Origin of the sequence: Halobacillus sp. Marseille-P3879 (genome assembly GCF_900240285.1) — a bacterium.
In the GTDB taxonomy this organism is placed as follows: domain Bacteria; phylum Bacillota; class Bacilli; order Bacillales; family Halobacillaceae; genus Halobacillus_A.
Genome location: NZ_OESS01000002.1, coordinates 765,812 through 785,844, shown reverse-complemented (window position 1 = coordinate 785,844; position 20,033 = coordinate 765,812). Strand labels below are relative to the sequence as shown.

Below are 20,033 nucleotides of genomic sequence, written 5' to 3'. Positions count from 1 at the left end.
TTAAAAAAATGTATCATACCTGTTATAATAGATTAGGTATTTATAAAGAAGAGCCAAATGAACAAAGAGTGAGGAGATGTCCAATGTCAAATAAGGTAGAAACCCTTTCCACTGTACGTGTGCAAAAAACAGATGATCTCTATAAAATAGTAGATACGCTCAACCGTACTTTAAAGGAAGAAAATTTAATGTTTGGAATGGCTTTAGATGAAGATGATCGGGACACAGCCGTCTTCACAATTTACCGTACCTAAATGGGGGAAGTGGCTCCTTCTCATACTCGGTATTGTTATTATAATCCTAACTGGCTTCCTGACTTGGATGTACCTGCATATTGAAAATTCAAAAACCAGTCAATATAGTAAAGCAGAACAATTTGCTTTAAATGAGGAATTGCTGGAAGAAGTAAATCAGATCACCCGCTACAATGGTGAGGTTCCGATTCATATTCTTAAAGGAGTCAGCAGCGATAATGAAGAGGTGTTTATATTCATTGATTTAAAGAATCAGCAGGAACTAGCATCTGTCTCAGCGGAAGACATGATTGGCAAGTCAACTGCCAAAAGTAATGTAAACCAGTGCACTTCCTGTGAATTTATAGACCTTCAGCTGGCATATGAAGAAAATCGTCCGGTCTGGGAAGTAACTTATAAGGACGAAAGCAATCGTTACGTATTTGAATACTTAGATGCAATAAATGGCGAAGAAGTTCAACGTTTCGCTTTTCGCCAAACGTAATAATAATTAAGGAGTGACCAAATTGGATTTAGCGCAAAGAGTTCAATCATTAACACCATCAAGCACATTAGCGATTACAGCTAAAGCAAAAGCTCTAAAGGCAGAAGGCCACGATGTTATTGGCCTCGGGGCAGGAGAACCAGACTTCAATACACCGGAACATATCATCGAAGCAGCTAAACGTTCTATGGATGAAGGATTAACCAAATACACACCTTCAGGCGGAATCCCGGATTTAAAAGAGGCAATTTGTAAAAAAATGAAGGAAGACCAGGGATTAACATACAGCCAGGATCAAGTAATTGTAACCATTGGCGCCAAACATGCTTTATTTACATTATTTCAAGTATTGTTAAATAAGGGAGACGAAGTAGTTGTCCCCGCCCCTTACTGGGTCAGCTATCCTGAACAAGTAAAGTTAGCTGAAGGGAAGCCGGTAATTATTCAGACTGAAGAGGATCAGCAGTTTAAACTTACGCCGGAGCTGCTTGAACGAGCGATCACTGATCAAACAAAAGCTGTAATTATTAATTCTCCTAGTAATCCTACAGGGATGATGTATACAAAAGAAGAGCTTGAAGCTATTGGTGAGGTTTGTATAAAGCACGGCCTGTTAATTGTTTCTGATGAAATCTATGAAAAGTTAATTTATACGGAAGAAGAGCATGTTTCCATTGCTCAGCTTTCTGAAGAGCTTTACAACCAGACCATTGTGATTAATGGGGTTTCTAAATCCCATTCTATGACAGGTTGGAGAATAGGATACGCTTTAGGAAATAGTAAAATCATTAAAGCCATGACCAGCATGGCTTCTCATTCAACATCCAATCCTACCTCATCCGCACAGTATGGTGCTCTTGCTGCTTATAGAGGATCAAATAAAGAGGTTGAAGAAATGAGAACTGCGTTTAAGGAAAGACTGAACAAGCTGCATACATGGCTTGTTGACATCCCTGGGGTACATTGTGAGAAACCTAAAGGTGCCTTTTACTTATTTCCAAATGTAAAGGAAGCAGCTTCCATTTGTGGGTTTGACCAGGTGGATGATTGGGTTAAAACGCTGCTGGAAGAAGAAAAAGTTGCTTTAGTACCGGGCTCTGGTTTTGGTTCACCAGACAATGTGCGTCTATCCTATGCTACTTCAATAGACCAGCTTGAAGAAGCAGCGGTACGAATTAAGCGATTTATTGAAAAACGTAATTCCCGGGAGAATATGGAGGTCTAACAAGTGAAAACAACGATAGCAGAAGTACCAAAATATGTTGGGGAAAAAGTAACTATAGGAGCCTGGCTTCAAAATAAAAGATCAAGTGGGAAAATCGCCTTTTTGCAGTTGAGAGATGGAACTGGGTTTATGCAGGGTGTTGCAGTTAAAGCAGACCTTGGAGAAGAAAAATTTCAGGAAGCAAAAGGTTTAACACAAGAATCCTCCTTGTATGTTACGGGGGTAATTGTGGAAGATACACGGTCCTCCTTTGGGTATGAGCTGCAAGTAAGTGACTTTGAAGTGATCCAGGAAGCTGAAGATTATCCGATCACTCCTAAAGAACATGGAACGGAATTTTTGATGGATCACCGCCATTTATGGCTGCGTTCAAGAAAGCAGCATGCAGTCATGAAAATAAGAAACGAAATTATTCGTGCAACTTATGAATTTTTTAATCAAAATGGATATGTTAAAGTTGACGCACCAATTTTAACTGGCTCTTCTGCAGAAGGATCTACAGAGCTCTTTCACACGAAGTACTTTGACGAAGATGCTTATCTGTCTCAGAGCGGCCAGCTTTATATGGAAGCAGCTGCGATGGCTTTAGGAAAAGTATTTAGTTTTGGACCGACGTTTCGAGCAGAGAAGTCAAAAACTCGTCGTCATCTTATCGAATTCTGGATGATTGAGCCTGAAATGGCTTTTATGGATCATGAAGACAGTCTTGTGGTGCAAGAACAATACGTATCTCATATCGTGCAGTCAGTGTTGGAAAATTGTAAGCTGGATTTGGAAGCACTTAACCGGGATACAAGCAGTTTGGAAAAAATTAAAGCTCCTTTTCCAAGAATAAGTTACGATGATGCTGTTCAACTGCTTAAGGATAAGGGATTTACGGATATAGAATGGGGAGAAGACTTTGGTGCTCCTCACGAAACAGCTATTGCCGAAAGTTATGAAAAACCTGTTTTCATTACTAATTATCCGGCAGACATAAAAGCATTTTATATGAAGCCGGATCCAGAACGTCCTGAAGTGGTACTTTGTGCTGATTTAATAGCCCCTGAAGGGTATGGAGAGATTATTGGAGGTTCACAGCGTATTGATGATTTAGAACTGATGCGCCAGCGTTACGAGGATCATCAACTAACAGGAGATGCATATAAGTGGTACTTGCAGCTGCGTGAGTATGGAACCGTTCCTCATTCCGGGTTCGGATTAGGGCTTGAGCGGACAGTGGCATGGATCTCTGGAGTAGAACATGTGCGGGAGACTATTCCATTTCCTCGTTTGTTAAACCGCTTATACCCTTAATACACTTTTGTGAAGGCACCGATGAAATCATTATCGGTGTTTTCATAATGAAAGGGAAGCTTTTCAGCCGACTATCAATACGTCCGGTTGCTCACCTGGTGAGACTGTAAGAAATTCCTGCAGTTATAATGTGGTAATTCTTTAGATTTGTAGGAATCGGACACCTTTACCCGATCTTTATTTAGCAACTTAGAATGAGGTGATGAAAATCGCTAATTATTATAACTATCAGGCTGTACTTGATAGTCAAATATCTCTTCCCAAATCCTTACTTGTAGAATACAGGAGTTTAGGGATTGCAGAGAAAGAGCTTGTAACTATTCTGCAGATTCACCAATATCATTTAGATGGTAATTCTTTTCCTACTCCAGGGGAGATTGCTGGTCGAACTTCCTTCTCGGAAGAAGAATGTTCGACCATTTTACGAAGCCTGATTCAGAAACAATTACTTTCTATTGAACAAAAGAACCAAAAATTTCAGGTAGGAAACGAGTGCTACTCATTAGAACCGCTATGGGAAAAACTATTCCAAAAATCTCAGCCTCAAAAAGATTCACCAGCACAGCCTGAAAACTTATTTCCCTTGTTTGAACAGGAATTCGGTCGTCCGCTCTCACCATTTGAAATTGAAAACATTAATATATGGCTCGATCAAGAGGAGCAGGAACCGGCACTTATTAAAGCTGCTTTAAGGGAAGCGGTGTTAATGGGGAAATTAAATTTTAAATACATTGACCGGATCTTAAGAGAATGGAAGCGGAAAGGTATTCAAACCGTAGAACAAGCCAGACAGCATGGTAAAAAATTCCGTCAGGGGCAAGTTAAAAATACTTCTTCTACTAAGTCTCCTGTAAAGAGAGACGTTTCCTTATATTATAACTGGCTTGAAGAAGAGTAAAAGAGGTAGGTAAATGCTAAACAAAGCTCAGATTAGATATTGTCTTGATACGTTTGAAGAAATGTTTCCTGATGCCGAGTGCGAACTCACCCATGAAAACCCGTTTGAATTATTAATTGCGGTTGTTTTATCAGCTCAGGCTACGGATGCATTAGTCAATAAAGTAACCCCTGGTTTATTTAAAAAGTATAAGAAACCTGAGGATTATTTAAACGTACCAATAGAAGAATTAGAACAGGATATAAGAAGAATCGGCTTATACCGAAGCAAAGCTAAAAATATCCAAAAGCTTTGTACGACGATGATTGAAAAATTTAATGGCCGTGTACCCCAGACAAAAGCTGAGCTCGAAAGTTTAGCGGGAGTGGGGCGTAAAACGGCCAACGTGGTGGCTTCTGTGGCTTTCAATGAACCAGCAATAGCTGTAGATACTCACGTGGAACGAGTTTCAAAACGCCTGGGTATATGCCGGTACAAAGATTCTGTGCTTGAAGTGGAAAAAACATTGATGCGAAAAATCCCTGAAGCCGAATGGAGCGATACTCACCATCGAATGATTTTCTTTGGAAGATATCATTGTAAGGCTAAAAATCCTCAATGTCCTGAATGTCCACTCCTTTTCTTATGCAGAGAAGGGCAGAAGAGGAAGCGTAAAGCAGAGAAATTAGAAGCAATGGAATAAAAAAACTCCAAAACCTTTTTTAAAGGTTTTGGAGTTTTTTTTACTCGCTATCTCCGTTTTCGGTTTCTTCTTGCTCAGTAGATCCTTCGTCGGATCCTTCTTCCTGAGTTTCAGGCTCCTCTTCAGTATTTTCATCATCAGCAGGCGTATCTTCATCGGTTTCTTCATCATTATTACCATTACCATTGTCGTTGCCATTGTCGTTGCCATTGCCATTGCCATTATCGTTACCATTACCGTTGCCATCGCCGTTTTCATTACCATCTTCGCCGCCGTTGCCATTTCCGTTATTATCATTTTCTGATTCTTGTTCATTATCTTCTGTTTCTTCATCTGAATCTTCATCTTCAGATTCCGGATTTTCTTCCTCTTCACCTTCTTCAGCTTCTTCTTCACCGCCAGGTACTTCTACACTGGCCGTGGAAGGGTCACTGTCTTCTGCATCGCCGTCTTCACTCACAGCAACAACAGTGAATTCATAAGAGGAACCAGGTTGAATCTGGGAAATCTCCATGCTTCGGCTGCTTGTGTTTGTAAGATCTCTTGTTTCCCCGCCGTCTATTGCTACAGAGACATTAAAGGATACATCGTTTGTATCTTCGTAATCCCATTCTAAATCAATCGCTTCTGAATCTTCGTTGTAATTCGCAGATAAGCCTTCAACTGCATCAAGTTTATCAAATTGTTCGGATGTTTCTGTTGGTTTATTGTCTACATGGAAAAGTTCGCTCACAATTTGACTTTCAGGAGTATAGTCACTCGGCAGCTCAGCAGGGCGTGAACCTTCTTCTACATCGACCCACTCTACAGAATCAGGCCGTTGGAAGTCTTCTGTGTCTTCACCTTCAGAAATATGCCCCATAATGGATTTAAAAAGCTGTCGTGGGATCTGCTGAGAACTATCAGACAGGTTTACGTTATTATCTGCATACCCTGTCCATATGGAAACGGAATAATCCGTTGTATATCCGCTGAACCAGACATCAGGAACAATTGCTTGACCATCGCTGTTTTCACGGTTTGTTGTACCGGTTTTTCCTGCTACGGGTAAACCTGGAATGTTAGCTGCAGTACCTGTTCCATCGCTCATAACAGTCTCAAGCATAGAGGTAATCATGTATGCCGTATAATCACTCATTGCTGTTTCTGTTTCAGGTGTTAAATCTGTCGTCTGCCCATCTGAGGATTCTACTTTCCTAACTGTATAAGGTTCATTATATGAGCCATTGTTTCCAAATGCTGCATACGCTCCACTCATTTCTAGTGGATTAGTCAGCACGCCTCCGCCAATTGCGTCGGAAAGAACGAGCTGTCCGTCATCAGGAATGTTAAAGCCTAGTCCTGTTACAAAATCTTCAGCATTGTCTGTTCCGGTTTCTTCCAGCATTTTTATGGCTGGAATGTTTAAAGAACGGCTTAAAGCATAGCGCATACTTACCCAGCCTCTAAATTGATCATCATAGTTTCCTGGTGTCCACGTATCATTTCCAGTGTCTATTTCAATCTCTTCATCGTTAATCTGATGATAGGTAGACAGCTTTTCATTTTCTATCGCAGGTCCATATGCTGTAATAGGTTTAAAGGTAGAACCTGGCTGACGGGAAATATCTGTGGCAAAATTATAGTTCCCTTTTGTATAATTACGACCTCCGCCAATAGCTCTTACTGCTCCTGACTTTGTATCGGTTACTGCTACACCTGACTGTAGTTCATCATCAGGCCATGGAATTGAGCTTTCATCGCTTAACATCTCTTCTACATATTCCTGCGCATCGGAATCGATGGTTGTATAGATCTCAAGCCCATCTTCGTAAATGTTGGCATCTTCCATTTTTTCGCTGACTTCTTCCTCTACATGGTCTATAAACGCCCGGTATGGGGTATTTTCTTCAGAAGGATCAGCAAGTAAGTCTTCTACGTTTGTCTGTTTAGCTTCTTCAGCTTCTTCTTCAGTAATCTTATTGTGCTGCACCATTAAGTTTAAGACGGTGTTCATGCGCTGTTGAGCCAGGTCAGGATTTTCGTAAGGGTCATAGCCTGACGGCCTTTGAGGAAGCCCGGCTAATAGAGCAGACTCAGGCAGTGTCAGGTCATTCAGATCGTCCTTGCCAAAATAAGTCTCCGCAGCTTCAACGATACCGTATGCTCCTTGACCATAGTAGATTTTATTTAAATACATTTCCAGTATGGATTCCTTAGAGTACTGCTGATCTAATTTTATAGCTAAGAATTGTTCTTGAACTTTTCTTTCTAATGTTTTATCACTTGTCAGGTAAGAACGCTTCACAACCTGCTGCGTGATCGTACTTGCTCCTTCCGACCCGAATCCATTTGTAATGTTAGACAGAACAGCTGCTCCAATTCTCCTCGGATCAATACCAAAGTGGTCAAAGAATCGAACATCCTCCGTTGCTAATACAGCATCCACTGTTTGTGAAGGAAGATCGTTATAATTCACCCGGGTTCTTCGTTCATCACCGGCTACGTCTGTTATGAGATTATCATCTTTATCATAAATTTTAGAAGAAAATGGATCGGATAATTGCGCTTCATCCAATGCAGGTGCTTTAGCAATATAATAAGCAAATAGTGCACCTACTGCTAACATAAGAACGATTCCAACCGTTAATAATGTCATAAAAATTGATTTAAATGATGGTCGTTTCTTACCTTTTGATTTTTTAGCATTCTGCTGTTTTCTTCTTGCTGCTCTCGACTGACTTTCGTTGGCCATGTCGTCATTCCTCCATTCAAAAATAGAGCTTATCTATAGCTTTGGCGTAGTCGATTCGAGCTTGGTAGTGGAAGTCGAGCCTGACTCCGTTTTCCTTTATATCCTTATAAGGAATCGACTTACGGCCGTTATTTAATTGATCTTCCCAACAGACAAACAAATACTCTGCAGGCAGAAGGTATGTTTCATCATGAACAGTAAATTTTACTATGAGAAAACATATACCACCATGATGGTGACAATCCTTCATGTGATCAATCTGATGCTTGTGGATGTTACTTAAAGGAAAGGATGTTTTATTCTTTGTTTCCTTGGCTTCGAAGTCGATGTAACGCCCACGATAAACTCCGTTAAAATCTGTTGTGGAAGCTTGTTTAAAGTAAGCTTCCTTAATGACAGCTGCACTTCTCTTAGGATAATCTACATTTACTATTTGAACTGGTGTTGGTTTTTTGTGGATATTCGCAATGTTTGCGTTGCGATAGTACTCATTTGTCGCAGCAATGTCATCCTCTAATGTCATCCCCCTGTTACTAAAGTTTGGCTTGCTCTTTGTCTTGTAAGCCTGGCTAGAGGACTTTTTCCCATTTGGGTAATTCACAAACATATCCCTCCTTGTTTATGAGGGTATCATACCAAAAAAAGAGACGGTCGTGTTATTAAAATCCCTCCTGCACTCACACCCTTATAAACGATTGAAACGCCCAAAAGGTTTCATTTTATTATACGATGTGAAACAAGTTACGACAAATTATAAGTGAGATGGGGAACAACATATACTATAATTAACCACTAAATATTAATTCGTGGGTCAAATCATTTTTCAGGGTATTTTAGGTAAAAAAACGCTGCCCGTAAAAGCAGCGTTTTTTAACATCTATTAAGTGGAAGGTCGGTTTTCGCCAGCTAGTTTTGGGTTGTCTGTTTTAGCTGGAACAGGCTTCTTTTTCTTTGACTTCTTTTGTTCTTTACCCATATAGGACACCTCCTTACTTGTTAAGATGTCTTTCTTTGTTACATTAATTCTAGTTTTGTCATCCTTAAAGGAGTTATACAAGTGAACGAGAATAACATAGGTAAGAGCATATATAGGAGGAGATTACATGAGTAAAAACCAATCCGTTTCCCGTGCTACTTATGAACGTCAATTCGTACAATTAAAAGAAAAGTTCGAGTTGCTGGAAAAGCGTTTATCTTTAAAAGCGGACGAAATTGTTTTTACAATGGCGGTTTCTCATCGAAAGGAAATTGACCAGTTAAAAGAAGAAGTAATACACTTAAGACAACAGATTAAGAATGTGAAAAAAGAACAAAAGCCTGCGTATAAAAAAAATATACATTTATCTTCCCGAAAGAAATCAGCAGGGTGAGTTTGCATATTTGCTTGTACATGATATGGTTTTAGAAAAAAGGTTTGGTGTTATATGACGCTGCGTAAGCTTACTTATGAGATGAAGACATTAATAGACGAGCTTCACGAAAAATTTATCCATACTGAAGGGCCTGTAGATAAAAAGGATTACACGTTTTTTGAGAAGGTAAAGGAAGAAACAAAGCCGATGTTTGACCTGACACTTGAGTGGATGAAAGAAGCTGAATTATTTGTAAAAAACCGGGGAGTGAAGGTGCACCCTAATCAAGTGAAATCTACTCAGGAAAACATGGAAATGCTCATTCTCCACAGTTACTACTTAGATATAGATAAAAAACGGTTTAAAGAGCTGCATCAATCTTCCCATTATGTACTGGACATGATTTTAACAGATATAGATAACCAGGAACAGGCTGGAATATAATGATATTAATGCAGGAAAGACCCGATCAATTTACAAATTTGGTCGGGTCTTTCTATATTTAGCAGTCTTCGTATTTGACTGGAATGATTTTGGATGATGGAAAATGGGTGTTTGGGAAGAAGAATCTCAATCACCTTTAGTTATCTAGTACGAATCCGGTCTAAAATCAGATAAAACGCAGGAATTAAAATCAGAGATAAAGCGGTTGAAAACAGCAATCCTGAGACGATAGAAACCGCCAGCGGCTTAAATAATACATCACCAGTAAAGATAATGGGCGTTAGAGCGGCAATTGAAGTAAAGGAAGTAAGGATGATCGGTCGAACCCGTGCCCTTCCAGCTTCAATTACACTTTTGGCTGTAGAGGGGTACACTTTTTTGTTCTGTTCAATAAACTCAATCAATATAACAGAATTCCTTACTACAATTCCTGAAAGGGAAACGATACCTAAGACTGCAAGGAAGCTTAGCGGCTCACTCGTAACAAAAAGGCCAATAATCGCTCCTGTAATAGAGATAAATACGCTGCTCGTTACAAGGAACGGCATGGTTAACGAGTTGAATTGCAGTGCGATGGTAGCGAAAATAAGAAACAAAACAATTATAAAGAGTTTAGAAATTTCAGCGAAAAAGTCGGTTTGTTCATTTGACTGCCCTGATTCTTCAAGTGTATACTCTTCCGGCAGTTGATCGCTGATCAATTCAATTTCTTTTTGCACGGAAGAAGCAAATATATCCTCTTCCCCTGTTAGAGGATAAGCTTCAATCGTAATCGTGCGTTCCCCATCCAGGTGAGGAATAACACCTGGTTGCTGCTCTTCACTTTCGCTGATAATTTCGCTCAAACGAAACTCGTTCGGCGGCGTGTTCTCTTCTTGTTCTCCAGCAATGGTAAGTTCTTTCAAATCAATGCCTTCCTGGTTTCCGTCATCTACAATAAATTGAACGGGAAGTTGTTGCTCTCCGTCATCAAAAGTCCCAAGACGAATACCTGTATTTGCCAGTTGAAGCTGAGAAGTCACAGCCTCAATCGAAATGTTATTTTCAGCCAGCAACTCTCTGTCAGCTTCGTATTGTTTTACTGGCTGCTTCGTTCCAATATCCAAAGTAACCAATTCAGATTTGCCCAGCTGCTCCAGTCTATCTTTAATCGTTTCCGCTTCATTCGCTAACTCGTCCAACTCCGGTCCTCTTAATTTTAATTCGACAGGTGGGGAAGGGGGAGGACCGGAAACGATGGTATCTAAGAAGATCTCTGCACTGGAGAACTCTTCTCTCAGTTTCTCTTCCCATCTGCTGATAAACGCTGTCGCACTGGATACGTCACGATTCACTCTTATAAGAAGCTGGCCTGTATTTTCTCCGGGCTGGCTAAGCGTTTCGCTAAACAGGTTGGGTAATCCGCTCCCTGCATAGATGGCTGTTTCCGTGACTGAATCATCGTTAGTTGTAATCATTTCTTCAATTTCCTGCAGTTCTGATTCAGATTCTTCAATCGTGGTCCCTTTTGGAAGCTCCACGGAGATTGTAACTTCCGGACGCTCGGCAGCAGGGAAAAATTCAAAAGGTATTTTCATAACAAGCATGGAAAGCAGTAAACAGGCAATGATTCCCGCAGCCCCTGTTCGGATCGGTTTTTTTGTCACTTTTGGAAGCAGGCGGTCTGCGTAATTTTGTTCAAGACGATGAAAAAAGCTTGCAAGAAGCCCCCCATGTTTTTTCCGGCTTTTATTTATCCTTACTTGCTTTGCGTACTGTACAGTAGGGATTAAAGTGAGCGCAATGAAAGTAGAGGCCAGGACTGTGAAAATTAATACACTGGGCAGGGCCCTTATAAATTCACCATTCGAGCCTGAAATAAAGGTAAGGGGAAAGAAACTGAACACAATCATCAGTGTTGAAGTAATAATTGATTTTCCTACTTCTTTCACACCAGTAACCGTACCTTCTAAGGGGGAATCTCCGAGCTGAAACCTTCTCTGTATGTTGTCGTTAACGACGATGGCATCATCTACAAGAACCCCTATTGCAATGATCATACCAATTACAGAAATTTGATTGAGGTCTACTCCTATATATGGGAGCGGGAGGAGACCGATGATAATAGATATAGGAATGGCTGCAGCCACAAGGAAGGCTGAAGACAACGGCAATCCTAAAATTATTACTAAGATGACAGCCAAAAAAGATACAGCAAAGGAAATAACCAAATTGGTAAAAACTTCATCGATCACCGTGCTCTGAGTATAAAATTGTTTCATTGTTACATGATCAGGCAGGTCTTTCTGAAGAGTTTTCAATTTAGTTGTGATTTTGTCCTGGAGTGCAGAAATATTAGTTCCTTTTTCTGCATGGATTGTCATGTTTAATGCACTTTGATCACCATACGTGATAAGGTCTACTGAATTTTCGTTTTTAACACTTACTTTACCAAGGTCCCCTATAGTAAGTAGTTCTCCATCTGCCTCAGTACCAATATTTAATTGTTCATACTCGGACAGTCTTTGATATTTTTTAAAGGCAGATTGGAAACGCGTTCCGTTTTCTACTTCAGTACCGACAGCTGCAGGGGTCAATTCCTGGTCAATTGTCTCGATGACCATATCAGGAGTGACTTGATTTTCGTTCAACTTCTCACTATCGAGGGAGAAGACTACTTGTTGATCAGGGAGTCCTTTAAACTCCACTGAATCGACACCTTCTATAGAAGAAATGTGCTCATCCCATTCTTCTATCACAGGACGGATATTATATAGCTTTTCAGGAGAATCTGCTAGTATGTGGTAACTGGACACAGCAGTAGTAGAACCTGAGGTGTCTACACTTGGAGACTCTGCTTCATCAGGAAAGCTGGCAGAAATCTCAGAAGCAACCTGTTGAATATTGCTGTTAACTAAAGCAGCATCCGTATTTTCTTTGAGGGTGGCTGTAATCGTTCCAGCCCCGGAAGTGGAATTTGACGTTAACTCCTCTATGCCGTTAATGCTCAATAATTCCTCTTCAAGTGGTGTTATAATGGCACTTTCCACTTCCTCAGGTGATGCCCCGGGATAAATAGTTGAAATGTTCGTCACATTGACACTGATTTCTGGAATCTCACGCTTGGGGAGTTGAAAATAGGTAAACACCCCTGTAACGATTAGAATTAACACAAGAACCCATACCATTTTTTTATAAGTAATTAACTGTCTCATATATGACCTCCAGCATAGATTGGAAACTATAAGATTAGTATAAACTTATTTTTGACACTTGTGTCATAAAAAAGTTTAAAAAATGTGCTGAAAAATCAGGGCAAGTGTAAACGCTTTACATCTCGGGTTTAATCTTTTATAATTATTTTCCCAATAAAGGGGGAGGCAGAAAATGAATACAGAACAATTAATTAACGAAGCCAAACAAATTAGAGAAAAAGCTTACACACCATATTCCAAATTTAAAGTGGGAGCTGCCCTTCTTACAAAGGATGGCACGTTATACACCGGGTGTAACATTGAAAATGCAGCTTACCCGGTCACATGCTGTGCAGAGAGGGTAGCAATATTTAAAGCGGTCGCAGACGGTCATTATGAATTTAATGAGCTAGCAGTTGTGGCTGATACAGAAAGGCCTGTTCCACCTTGCGGATCATGCAGACAAGTCATGAGTGAGTTTTTTCAACCAGATATAAAAATTCATTTAACAAACTTAGGTAATTCCGTAAAAACAGTTAAGATGTCCGAACTTTTACCTTTTTCATTTTCTCCAGATGATTTAACCTAAAGAATAATGCTAGAAAAGGCTGCCGTGTAAATGGCAGCCTTTTCTCACGACAGAAGGGAGAGTATAAATGAGAACACTAGTGGTATCTGGTTATAAACCGATGGAACTGGGGATTTTTAAAAATGAGGATCCAAAGGTAAATATTATAAAGACTGCGATACGTAAGCGGTTGACAGGGTTTTTAGAAGAAGGGCTGGAATGGGTGGTAATCTCAGGGCAGATGGGGGTAGAGGTCTGGACTGGGGAAGTTACTATCGAATTAAAAGAGGATTACAATGTTAAGCTTGGAATATTGCCTCCTTTTACTAATCAGCAGTTAAAGTGGCCGGAAGCAATGCAGCAAAGTTACGATATGCTGGTGGAGCAGTGCGATTTTTACAAAGAAATATATGAGAAAGAATATGATGGGCCATACCAGTTCAGAGCGCGTGACCAATTTTTAATCGAGCACTCTGATGGTTGTTTACTGCTTTATGACGAGGAGACGCCAGGCTCACCTAAATACCTTTTGGACATTATTCAGAAATATAAGGAACACTATTCTTACGAGTTAATATTTATTACTCCGCTTGATCTCGAAGAAACGGTAGAAGAAATGAGATTAATGGACCCTGATTATTGGAGCCAATAGAAGGGTAGGCTATGAATAAAGGAAAATATATCAGAGCGGTTGAAAGATTAAATTGACATTGGAGTCAGGATTTGAAAAAATATATGTAATGTGCTGAACAGAGGTGATAAAAATGAGTGAAGAAAAGTATAACCTGGATGGGAAAGCCATCCTGGAAAAAGATTTTAAAACATCGATGCGTGGATATAATCAAGAAGAAGTAGACGAATTTTTAGATTTAATTATTCAGGATTATGAGAAGTTTCAGAAGGAAATGGAAAGGCTTCGGAGTGAAAACAATCGCTTGAAAAAACAGCCGTCACGTGACGAGGCGCCGACTCAGCGTGCAAGACCTGTAAGTAATAATACTCAAAATCATCAAGTGAACTATGATATTCTTAAACGAGTTTCAAATCTGGAAAAAGCAGTTTTTGGCAAAAAGTATGCAGAGGAATAGTCATATTTTAACAGATGACTTATAAGTAAAAGCGTGTTATTATAGTAGAACTTGCTTATAACAGCTAAATAAATGAATATTGAATACTCAGGTAATCGCTGCATAGGTTAATCTATGCAGAGGAAAGTCCATGCTCGCACAAGCTGAGATGCTTGTAGTGTTCGTGCTTGACGAAATCATAAGTCAAGGTAGCTTCTTAAAGCTAACGGCAGGGAAAATACCTACGTTCTTTATGAATATGGTATGAGTACTTTGAAAGTGCCACAGTGACGAAGCTGGAATAGAAATATTTCAGGTGGAACGAGGTAAACCCCGCGAGCGAGCAACCCAAATTAAGGTAGGGGCACTTTTGGATGGGAATTCAACCTGAAAAAAGGCCGCATTAAGAGGCAGATAGATGGTTACCACCTGCGTGCGAGGTTGACCACCGTTTGCAGTACTAAGGAACAGAACATGGCTTATAGAGTATTCAAAGGTCATTGATCATCACAGAAAAACCCTTCTCAAAAAGCCGAATGCTTTTTTGGAAGGGTTATTTTTTTAAATACGACCATAAAATAAACCGATACAGCAATTTAGGAGGTAAAGAATGTCATCGAATGTTACATTGATCGCAACAGCAGCTATGGGAATTGAAGCTTTTGTAGCCAGGGAAGTAAAGGCGCTCGGCTATGAAAAAGTTAAGGTGGAAAATGGACGGGTCATTTTTGAGGCGCCTGTTTCCGCTATACCTAGAGCCAATTTATGGCTGCGTACAGCTGATCGCGTCCGTCTTTTGGTAGGGAGGTTTAAAGCCTATAGCTTTGATGAATTATTTGAGGGGACCAAAGAATTACCGTGGGAGCAATTTATCACTGAAGACGGCGAATTTCCAGTAGTAGGAAAATCAGTAAAGTCGAAGCTCTACAGCGTGCCTGATTGTCAGTCGATTGTAAAGAAAGCGATCGTTGAAAGGTTAAAGAAAAAATATGGCGTAGCTTCTATCCTTAAAGAAACCGGAGCCTTTTATCGGGTTGAGGCAGCCATCCATAAAGATGAAGTGCTTCTTACTATTGATACCTCAGGAAGTGGCTTACATAAGCGCGGCTACCGTGTCGGACAGGGGGAAGCCCCCCTTAAGGAAACGCTTGCCGCTGCTCTTATTCAAACGACGAATTGGAAAGCTGATCAGCCTTTTGTTGATCCATTTTGCGGATCTGGAACAATTCCTATAGAAGCAGCTTTAATTGGCCAGAATATTGCTCCGGGCTTTAACAGGGAATTTGCCTCCGAGAGTTGGAGTTTTATACATGACTCCCATTGGGAGGAAGCATTTCAAGAGGCAGAAGACTCTGCCAATTATGATCAGCCTTTAGATATTACTGGATCTGATGTTAGTCATGACATGATTTCTATCGCAAAAAAGAACGCAATGGAAGCCGGTCTGGGAGATTTAGTGAAATGGAAACAGATGCAGGTCAAAGACTTTAACCCTAAACAAGATAACGGTTATATGATTGGAAATCCACCGTATGGAGAACGAATGGGTGATCGGGAAGAAGTGGAGAACATGTACCGCGATTTAGGAACGATCATGAGAGATTACCCATCCTGGAGCGTCTATATTTTAACCTCAAACGAAAGATTTGAAGATCTGTACGGCCGGGAAGCCACCAAAAAAAGAAAGCTTTTTAATGGGTTTATAAAGACGGATTTCTATCAATTTTTCGGCAGAAAGAAGTAACAGAGGGGAGAGGTTTTTTTGAATCAATCGACTGAGCAAAAGTTCTGGGCATTGTTAAAGCAGCAGTCAGCCTATGAAGAAGCCATTGGATTAATGGCCTGGGATATGAGAACCAAAGCTCCTAAAAAAGGAATAGATAACCGTTCAGAAGTGATCGGAATTCTCGCTGAAAAGGTTCACCATATCCAGACAAGTGAAGAAATAAGTAAGTATATAGAAGAACTTAAACCAAAAGCCGATGATTCAAAACTACGTTCTGCTTTAGAAGATGCAGAGGAAACATTCAATCGGACAAATAAAATCCCTGCTCAGCTTTATAAAGAATTTGTTACGCTGCAATCCTCCTCTGAATCAAAATGGGCTGAGGCAAAAGAAAATGGGAATTTCAAAAAATTTCAGCCTTATTTAGAAGAATTGGTTCGGTATAATCAAAGATTCGCCGAACTATGGGGATATAAAAATCACATTTATGATGCTCTGCTTCACAATTATGAACCGGGGGTTACTGTGAAGCAGCTGGATCAGGTTTTTCCTAAGGTAAGGGATGCATTAACTAAGCTGCTCAATAACGTCCAGTTGGCTGACGCTGCTCCTGACCCATCTCTCCTCCAGGGGCATTTCCCTAAACAGCGTCAGGAACAATTTAGTAAAGAAATTTTAAAGAAAATGTGCTATGACTTTGATGCGGGACGATTGGATGAGACGATCCATCCTTTTGCTATAGGTTTAAATAGGAACGACGTTCGTGTAACGACTAAATATGATGAAAAAGATTTCCGGACGGCTGTTTTTGGGACGATTCATGAAGGAGGGCATGCCCTTTATGAACAAAACATCGATCCTGAATTATCTTTTACTCCCCTGGCAACAGGTACATCAATGGGGATTCATGAATCACAATCACTATTTTGGGAAAACTTTATTGCCAGAAGCCGTGAATTCTGGGAAAATCATTATCCTCTTTTTCAAAGCTTTGCTCCTGAACGATTCAAGCAAATAGCACTTGATGACTTTTTCTTTGCTGTTAATGAAGTGAAACCATCGCTAATTAGAATCGAGGCTGACGAGTTGACGTATTGTCTTCATATCATGGTGAGGTATGAGTTAGAGAAAGCGTTGATCAGCGGAGAAATTAAAGTAAAACACCTTCCAGAGCTGTGGAATGAAAAGATGAAAGCTTATCTAGGGATTGTACCTCATAATGATTCCGTAGGAGTGCTGCAGGATATTCACTGGGCAGGCGGTGATTTTGGCTACTTTCCTTCTTACGCGCTGGGTTATATGTATGCCGCTCAATTTGATGCAGCGATGAGAAAAGATATTGACGTGGCTGGTGCGGTAAGATCTGGAGATTTTCAGCTTATAAAGGAATGGCTTACCAAACACATTCATCAATTCGGCAAGACAAAAAAACCGTTAATGATAGTGAAAGATGTAACAGGAGACGGACTTAACCCTGATTATTTAATTTCTTATTTAACAAATAAGTATAAGGGGATCTATCAATTTTAAAAAGAGGCTTGGGCGAAACGAAATAAAGCGTAAAATAATCCGAACGATTCTATTAAAATCAGTTCGGATTATTTATGTGCCAACTGTTTCCTAAAACCTGATCTCTGCCCATCAATGGAAGTTGAAATTTCTGGAAAAACATCAAGAAATAAAGCTGTCGAGAAATTTCTCGACAGCTTGAGGAAACCTTATTGGTTACTTTTTTTACGAGAATTCATTTTTCAAATTGGTTGGGGCAAGGCCGGCATCCTCGAAAATACGGTCCATTTCCTCCTGAAACTCCTCAAAGCTTTCGTTCGCTTTTGATAAGTCAGCGTCTTCAACGCTTCCCTCAAGGCTGCTCTCAACTTCACTATAGTACGTTTCTAATGTAGGGAGTGCTTCTTCAATTGCTGAAGTTGTATCTTCATTCACATTCCCATCCATTTCATAATCAGCTACTTTGCCGCGCGCGTCTTTAGCCGCAGATCTAGCATCATCGACATTCTCCTGGTCAAGTTCACTTTCTTCATCAGAGAGCACGGCTTCTAAATCAGTAATTTGAGACTGTTCTGGACGAAGTGTTGCTGCCATATCCTGCTGCCAGTTTAACAAATCTTTTTTTAGTTCCTGTTCTTCTTCTGAGTGAGCATCTGCTTCATTATCTTCCGCGGCACTGTCTTCGGAATTTGACCCACAGCCCGCAGCAATCAGTAAGATACTTAACAGAGCAAGTAATAACATCCATTGCTTCATTCTCATGTCCTCCCCTTATGTAAGATTCATCCAACAGTGTATCTTCCAGCTTTAAAAAAGTAAATAATTCCAGGAAAATTTATACTATACTGAAAATTCCGAAATGAATTCGCGTAGATAATTGAAATCTGCCTTTAGGATAAAATCAAGTAAATTAAGCCACCTTAATATTCAGAGAGGTGGGAAGATAATGGCTCACATATTATCCTGTAGTATTCATGAAGCTGAATTTAACTATAAGCAAGAAGAAATTCAAAGACTAATTGAAAATATTTTCCCTATGAATGAATCGGAGATAAAAAAGTTAATCCCTATCTTTACCAATAGTCAAATTAGTAATAGACAGTTAGCTTTTCCGTTAGAATGGTATACGGAAGAACGCCGCCTTCAGGACGTGAATGCCTCATATTGTGAGAAAGTGATTTCTTACAGCAAGCAGGCTGCTATGAAATGTTTACGTAACCGGCAATTTTTACAAAAGGAGATACAGCCTGAAGAAATTGATCATATTATATTTGTTTCCTCTACAGGAATTGCTACCCCGACGATTGATGCTTATTTACTGGATGAGCTGGGGTTAAGGAATGATACGAAACGAACTCCTCTGTTTGGTCTTGGCTGCGCAGGAGGTACGAGTGCAGTAGGAAAAGCATACGACTACCTTAAAGGGGCCCCGAAAAGTAATGTTCTGATTATTTGTGTTGAATTGTGCAGCATTACCTTCCAGCATAATGATTCGAGCGTGAGTAATTTTGTTGGATCTGCCTTATTTGGGGACGGAGCTTCGTGTTTACTATTAGCGGGAGATGAATCCCCCCTTCTTCAAATAAAAATTTCAACTGCTCCGAAAGTAACTTCTTTCAGTACGAAAACGAAGCCACACAGTCAATCTGTTATGGGCTGGAGTGTTAAAGATTCGGGTTTTGAAGTGATATTTAAAAAGAGTATCCCCAAGCTGGTCAAGAGTTTCTGGAAAGAACATATTGAAGAAAGACGAAGAGCGCTTCATATGGACACCACAGAATTACCCTTTATTGTAGCCCACCCCGGCGGAAGAAAGGTAGTAGAAGCTTTTGTCACTAGTTTAGGTGCGGAAGAATCGGTCGTTTCTGCTTCGCGGGATGTGCTGCACCAACACGGAAACATGTCTTCTCCAACTGTTCATTTCGTTTTACATCAAATTATGCTGCAATTCCCTCCATCAGGGGTCCGGTCATTTATGACGTCGCTTGGCCCCGGCTTTACTTCGGAAATTGTCAGTCTGGAGTGGTTGTAATGTTATTGTATTTCTTTATTATCTTTCAGCGGCTTACTGAATTGATTATTGCAAAACAAAATAAAAAGTGGATGCTTCATAGAGGGGGAATCGAGATAGAATCCAGGCATTACCCCTTATTTATATGGCTTCACTCTTTATTTTTTCTATCTTTGTTTGTAGAATGGTATGTTATAAAAGACGGACAGCTGTGGTTTTCTCCATATTTAATTGGTATTTTTATTATGTTACAGTTCCTGAGAGTGTGGTCTATTCTCTCACTTGGAAGAAGGTGGAACACCAGGATTGTTGTTATCCCTGGAGATTCACGGATCTCCCGTGGTCCTTATCGGTATATAAAACACCCTAACTATATTATCGTCTTTTTTGAACTGCTTGTAATTCCTCTGCTTTTTCAGGCTTTTGTTACGGCCCTGCTTTTTCCCTTATTACACCTTCTCGTACTTACCGTGCGCCTTCCTGCCGAAGAAAGGGCATTGTCTGGAGAATTGTTAGATAGATGATCCATTTTAAGCCAAGTGATTTCAACTTGGCTTATATTTTTGTATACTATGAACATAGCGAATCTTGTCGATGTTTTGTTAAAACG

Annotated in this window: 19 protein-coding genes and 1 other RNA gene; 16 read left to right on the top strand and 4 right to left on the bottom strand. The window is 40.1% G+C overall.

Annotated elements, in window-relative coordinates; all coding sequences use genetic code 11:
• The first annotated feature begins 83 nt into the window (after window positions 1–83).
• The 6 genes from C1A12_RS11745 (at window position 84) to nth (ending at window position 4,839) form a co-directional block, all read left to right on the top strand.
• On the top strand, window positions 84–254 hold the full coding sequence (locus tag C1A12_RS11745) for a YpmA family protein (protein ID WP_101844064.1): 171 nt from the start codon (window positions 84–86) through the stop codon (window positions 252–254).
• Window positions 208–738, top strand: coding sequence for a DUF5590 domain-containing protein (locus C1A12_RS11740; protein WP_145997048.1), 531 nt, complete (start codon window positions 208–210; stop codon window positions 736–738). Before C1A12_RS11745 ends, C1A12_RS11740 begins: the two co-directional genes overlap by 47 nt.
• 22 nt (window positions 739–760) lie before the next feature.
• On the top strand, window positions 761–1,963 hold the full coding sequence (locus tag C1A12_RS11735; protein WP_101844062.1) for a pyridoxal phosphate-dependent aminotransferase: 1,203 nt from the start codon (window positions 761–763) through the stop codon (window positions 1,961–1,963).
• A 3-nt stretch (window positions 1,964–1,966) separates the two neighbouring features.
• Window positions 1,967–3,259, top strand: a complete 1,293-nt coding sequence (gene asnS, locus C1A12_RS11730; protein WP_101844061.1) for an asparagine--tRNA ligase — start codon at window positions 1,967–1,969, stop codon at window positions 3,257–3,259.
• 202 nt (window positions 3,260–3,461) lie between these two features.
• Window positions 3,462–4,157: a DnaD domain-containing protein gene (locus C1A12_RS11725; protein ID WP_101844060.1), complete on the top strand. Its 696-nt coding sequence runs from the start codon at window positions 3,462–3,464 to the stop codon at window positions 4,155–4,157.
• Window positions 4,158–4,170: 13 nt separating this feature from the next.
• Complete coding sequence (gene nth / locus C1A12_RS11720; RefSeq protein WP_101844059.1) at window positions 4,171–4,839, top strand: endonuclease III; 669 nt, start codon at window positions 4,171–4,173, stop codon at window positions 4,837–4,839.
• A 40-nt stretch (window positions 4,840–4,879) separates the two neighbouring features.
• On the opposite strand, the gene C1A12_RS11715 is transcribed toward nth, so the two are convergent.
• Both C1A12_RS11715 and recU read right to left on the bottom strand, forming a co-directional pair.
• Entirely contained in the window at window positions 4,880–7,573 is a 2,694-nt protein-coding gene (locus C1A12_RS11715; RefSeq protein WP_101844058.1) for a PBP1A family penicillin-binding protein, read from the bottom strand.
• A 16-nt stretch (window positions 7,574–7,589) separates the two neighbouring features.
• On the bottom strand, window positions 7,590–8,174 hold the full coding sequence (recU, locus tag C1A12_RS11710; protein ID WP_101844057.1) for a Holliday junction resolvase RecU: 585 nt from the start codon (window positions 8,172–8,174) through the stop codon (window positions 7,590–7,592).
• Between the two features lie 502 nt (window positions 8,175–8,676).
• Here recU and C1A12_RS11705 point away from each other — a divergent pair.
• Both C1A12_RS11705 and C1A12_RS11700 read left to right on the top strand, forming a co-directional pair.
• On the top strand, window positions 8,677–8,943 hold the full coding sequence (locus C1A12_RS11705; protein ID WP_101844056.1) for a hypothetical protein: 267 nt from the start codon (window positions 8,677–8,679) through the stop codon (window positions 8,941–8,943).
• A gap of 54 nt (window positions 8,944–8,997) precedes the next feature.
• Complete coding sequence (locus tag C1A12_RS11700; RefSeq protein ID WP_101844055.1) at window positions 8,998–9,369, top strand: DUF1798 family protein; 372 nt, start codon at window positions 8,998–9,000, stop codon at window positions 9,367–9,369.
• 140 nt (window positions 9,370–9,509) lie between these two features.
• On the opposite strand, the gene C1A12_RS11695 is transcribed toward C1A12_RS11700, so the two are convergent.
• On the bottom strand, window positions 9,510–12,563 hold the full coding sequence (locus C1A12_RS11695; RefSeq protein WP_101844054.1) for an efflux RND transporter permease subunit: 3,054 nt from the start codon (window positions 12,561–12,563) through the stop codon (window positions 9,510–9,512).
• Window positions 12,564–12,735: 172 nt separating this feature from the next.
• Between C1A12_RS11695 and C1A12_RS11690 the strand changes: the two genes are divergently transcribed.
• From C1A12_RS11690 to C1A12_RS11665, 6 genes are all read left to right on the top strand, one after another.
• Window positions 12,736–13,131, top strand: coding sequence for a cytidine deaminase (locus C1A12_RS11690; protein WP_101844053.1), 396 nt, complete (start codon window positions 12,736–12,738; stop codon window positions 13,129–13,131).
• A 67-nt stretch (window positions 13,132–13,198) separates the two neighbouring features.
• Window positions 13,199–13,762, top strand: coding sequence for an SLOG family protein (locus tag C1A12_RS11685; protein WP_101844052.1), 564 nt, complete (start codon window positions 13,199–13,201; stop codon window positions 13,760–13,762).
• 112 nt (window positions 13,763–13,874) lie between these two features.
• The gene (gene gpsB / locus C1A12_RS11680) at window positions 13,875–14,198 is read left to right on the top strand and encodes a cell division regulator GpsB (RefSeq protein WP_101844051.1); all 324 of its coding nucleotides are present in this window, start codon (window positions 13,875–13,877) and stop codon (window positions 14,196–14,198) included.
• A gap of 83 nt (window positions 14,199–14,281) precedes the next feature.
• An RNA gene (gene rnpB / locus C1A12_RS11675) (RNase P RNA component class B) lies at window positions 14,282–14,664 on the top strand.
• A gap of 123 nt (window positions 14,665–14,787) precedes the next feature.
• The gene (locus tag C1A12_RS11670) at window positions 14,788–15,921 is read left to right on the top strand and encodes a class I SAM-dependent RNA methyltransferase (RefSeq protein ID WP_101844050.1); all 1,134 of its coding nucleotides are present in this window, start codon (window positions 14,788–14,790) and stop codon (window positions 15,919–15,921) included.
• 18 nt (window positions 15,922–15,939) lie between these two features.
• Window positions 15,940–17,433 carry a carboxypeptidase M32 gene (locus C1A12_RS11665; protein WP_101844049.1) on the top strand — a complete coding sequence of 498 codons (1,494 nt, stop codon included), beginning with the start codon at window positions 15,940–15,942 and terminating at the stop codon, window positions 17,431–17,433.
• Window positions 17,434–17,637: 204 nt separating this feature from the next.
• Here C1A12_RS11665 and C1A12_RS11660 read toward each other — a convergent pair whose 3' ends face one another.
• Complete coding sequence (locus C1A12_RS11660; RefSeq protein WP_101844048.1) at window positions 17,638–18,168, bottom strand: hypothetical protein; 531 nt, start codon at window positions 18,166–18,168, stop codon at window positions 17,638–17,640.
• A 190-nt stretch (window positions 18,169–18,358) separates the two neighbouring features.
• Between C1A12_RS11660 and C1A12_RS11655 the strand changes: the two genes are divergently transcribed.
• Together C1A12_RS11655 and C1A12_RS11650 are read left to right on the top strand one after the other, a co-directional pair.
• Window positions 18,359–19,444 (top strand): type III polyketide synthase, encoded by a 1,086-nt coding sequence (locus C1A12_RS11655; RefSeq protein WP_101844047.1) that lies wholly within the window; start codon window positions 18,359–18,361, stop codon window positions 19,442–19,444.
• A complete protein-coding gene (locus tag C1A12_RS11650) occupies window positions 19,444–19,947 on the top strand; it encodes an isoprenylcysteine carboxyl methyltransferase family protein (protein WP_101844046.1) in 504 nt (167 codons plus the stop codon). Before C1A12_RS11655 ends, C1A12_RS11650 begins: the two co-directional genes overlap by 1 nt.
• Window positions 19,948–20,033 lie beyond the last annotated feature (86 nt).

What these genes read in the sequence shown, in the direction of transcription:
- C1A12_RS11660 (WP_101844048.1), bottom strand. Translation starts at nt 18,168, where the DNA reads ATGAAGCAATGGATGTTATTACTTGCTCTGTTAAGTATCTTACTGATT.
- C1A12_RS11655 (WP_101844047.1), top strand. Translation starts at nt 18,359, where the DNA reads ATGGCTCACATATTATCCTGTAGTATTCATGAAGCTGAATTTAACTAT.
- nth (WP_101844059.1), top strand. Translation starts at nt 4,171, where the DNA reads ATGCTAAACAAAGCTCAGATTAGATATTGTCTTGATACGTTTGAAGAA.
- C1A12_RS11740 (WP_145997048.1), top strand. Translation starts at nt 208, where the DNA reads ATGAAGATGATCGGGACACAGCCGTCTTCACAATTTACCGTACCTAAA.
- C1A12_RS11695 (WP_101844054.1), bottom strand. Translation starts at nt 12,563, where the DNA reads ATGAGACAGTTAATTACTTATAAAAAAATGGTATGGGTTCTTGTGTTA.
- C1A12_RS11690 (WP_101844053.1), top strand. Translation starts at nt 12,736, where the DNA reads ATGAATACAGAACAATTAATTAACGAAGCCAAACAAATTAGAGAAAAA.
- C1A12_RS11650 (WP_101844046.1), top strand. Translation starts at nt 19,444, where the DNA reads ATGTTATTGTATTTCTTTATTATCTTTCAGCGGCTTACTGAATTGATT.
- C1A12_RS11700 (WP_101844055.1), top strand. Translation starts at nt 8,998, where the DNA reads ATGACGCTGCGTAAGCTTACTTATGAGATGAAGACATTAATAGACGAG.
- C1A12_RS11715 (WP_101844058.1), bottom strand. Translation starts at nt 7,573, where the DNA reads ATGGCCAACGAAAGTCAGTCGAGAGCAGCAAGAAGAAAACAGCAGAAT.
- C1A12_RS11745 (WP_101844064.1), top strand. Translation starts at nt 84, where the DNA reads ATGTCAAATAAGGTAGAAACCCTTTCCACTGTACGTGTGCAAAAAACA.
- C1A12_RS11685 (WP_101844052.1), top strand. Translation starts at nt 13,199, where the DNA reads ATGAGAACACTAGTGGTATCTGGTTATAAACCGATGGAACTGGGGATT.
- gpsB (WP_101844051.1), top strand. Translation starts at nt 13,875, where the DNA reads ATGAGTGAAGAAAAGTATAACCTGGATGGGAAAGCCATCCTGGAAAAA.
- C1A12_RS11705 (WP_101844056.1), top strand. Translation starts at nt 8,677, where the DNA reads ATGAGTAAAAACCAATCCGTTTCCCGTGCTACTTATGAACGTCAATTC.
- C1A12_RS11725 (WP_101844060.1), top strand. Translation starts at nt 3,462, where the DNA reads ATGAAAATCGCTAATTATTATAACTATCAGGCTGTACTTGATAGTCAA.
- C1A12_RS11670 (WP_101844050.1), top strand. Translation starts at nt 14,788, where the DNA reads ATGTCATCGAATGTTACATTGATCGCAACAGCAGCTATGGGAATTGAA.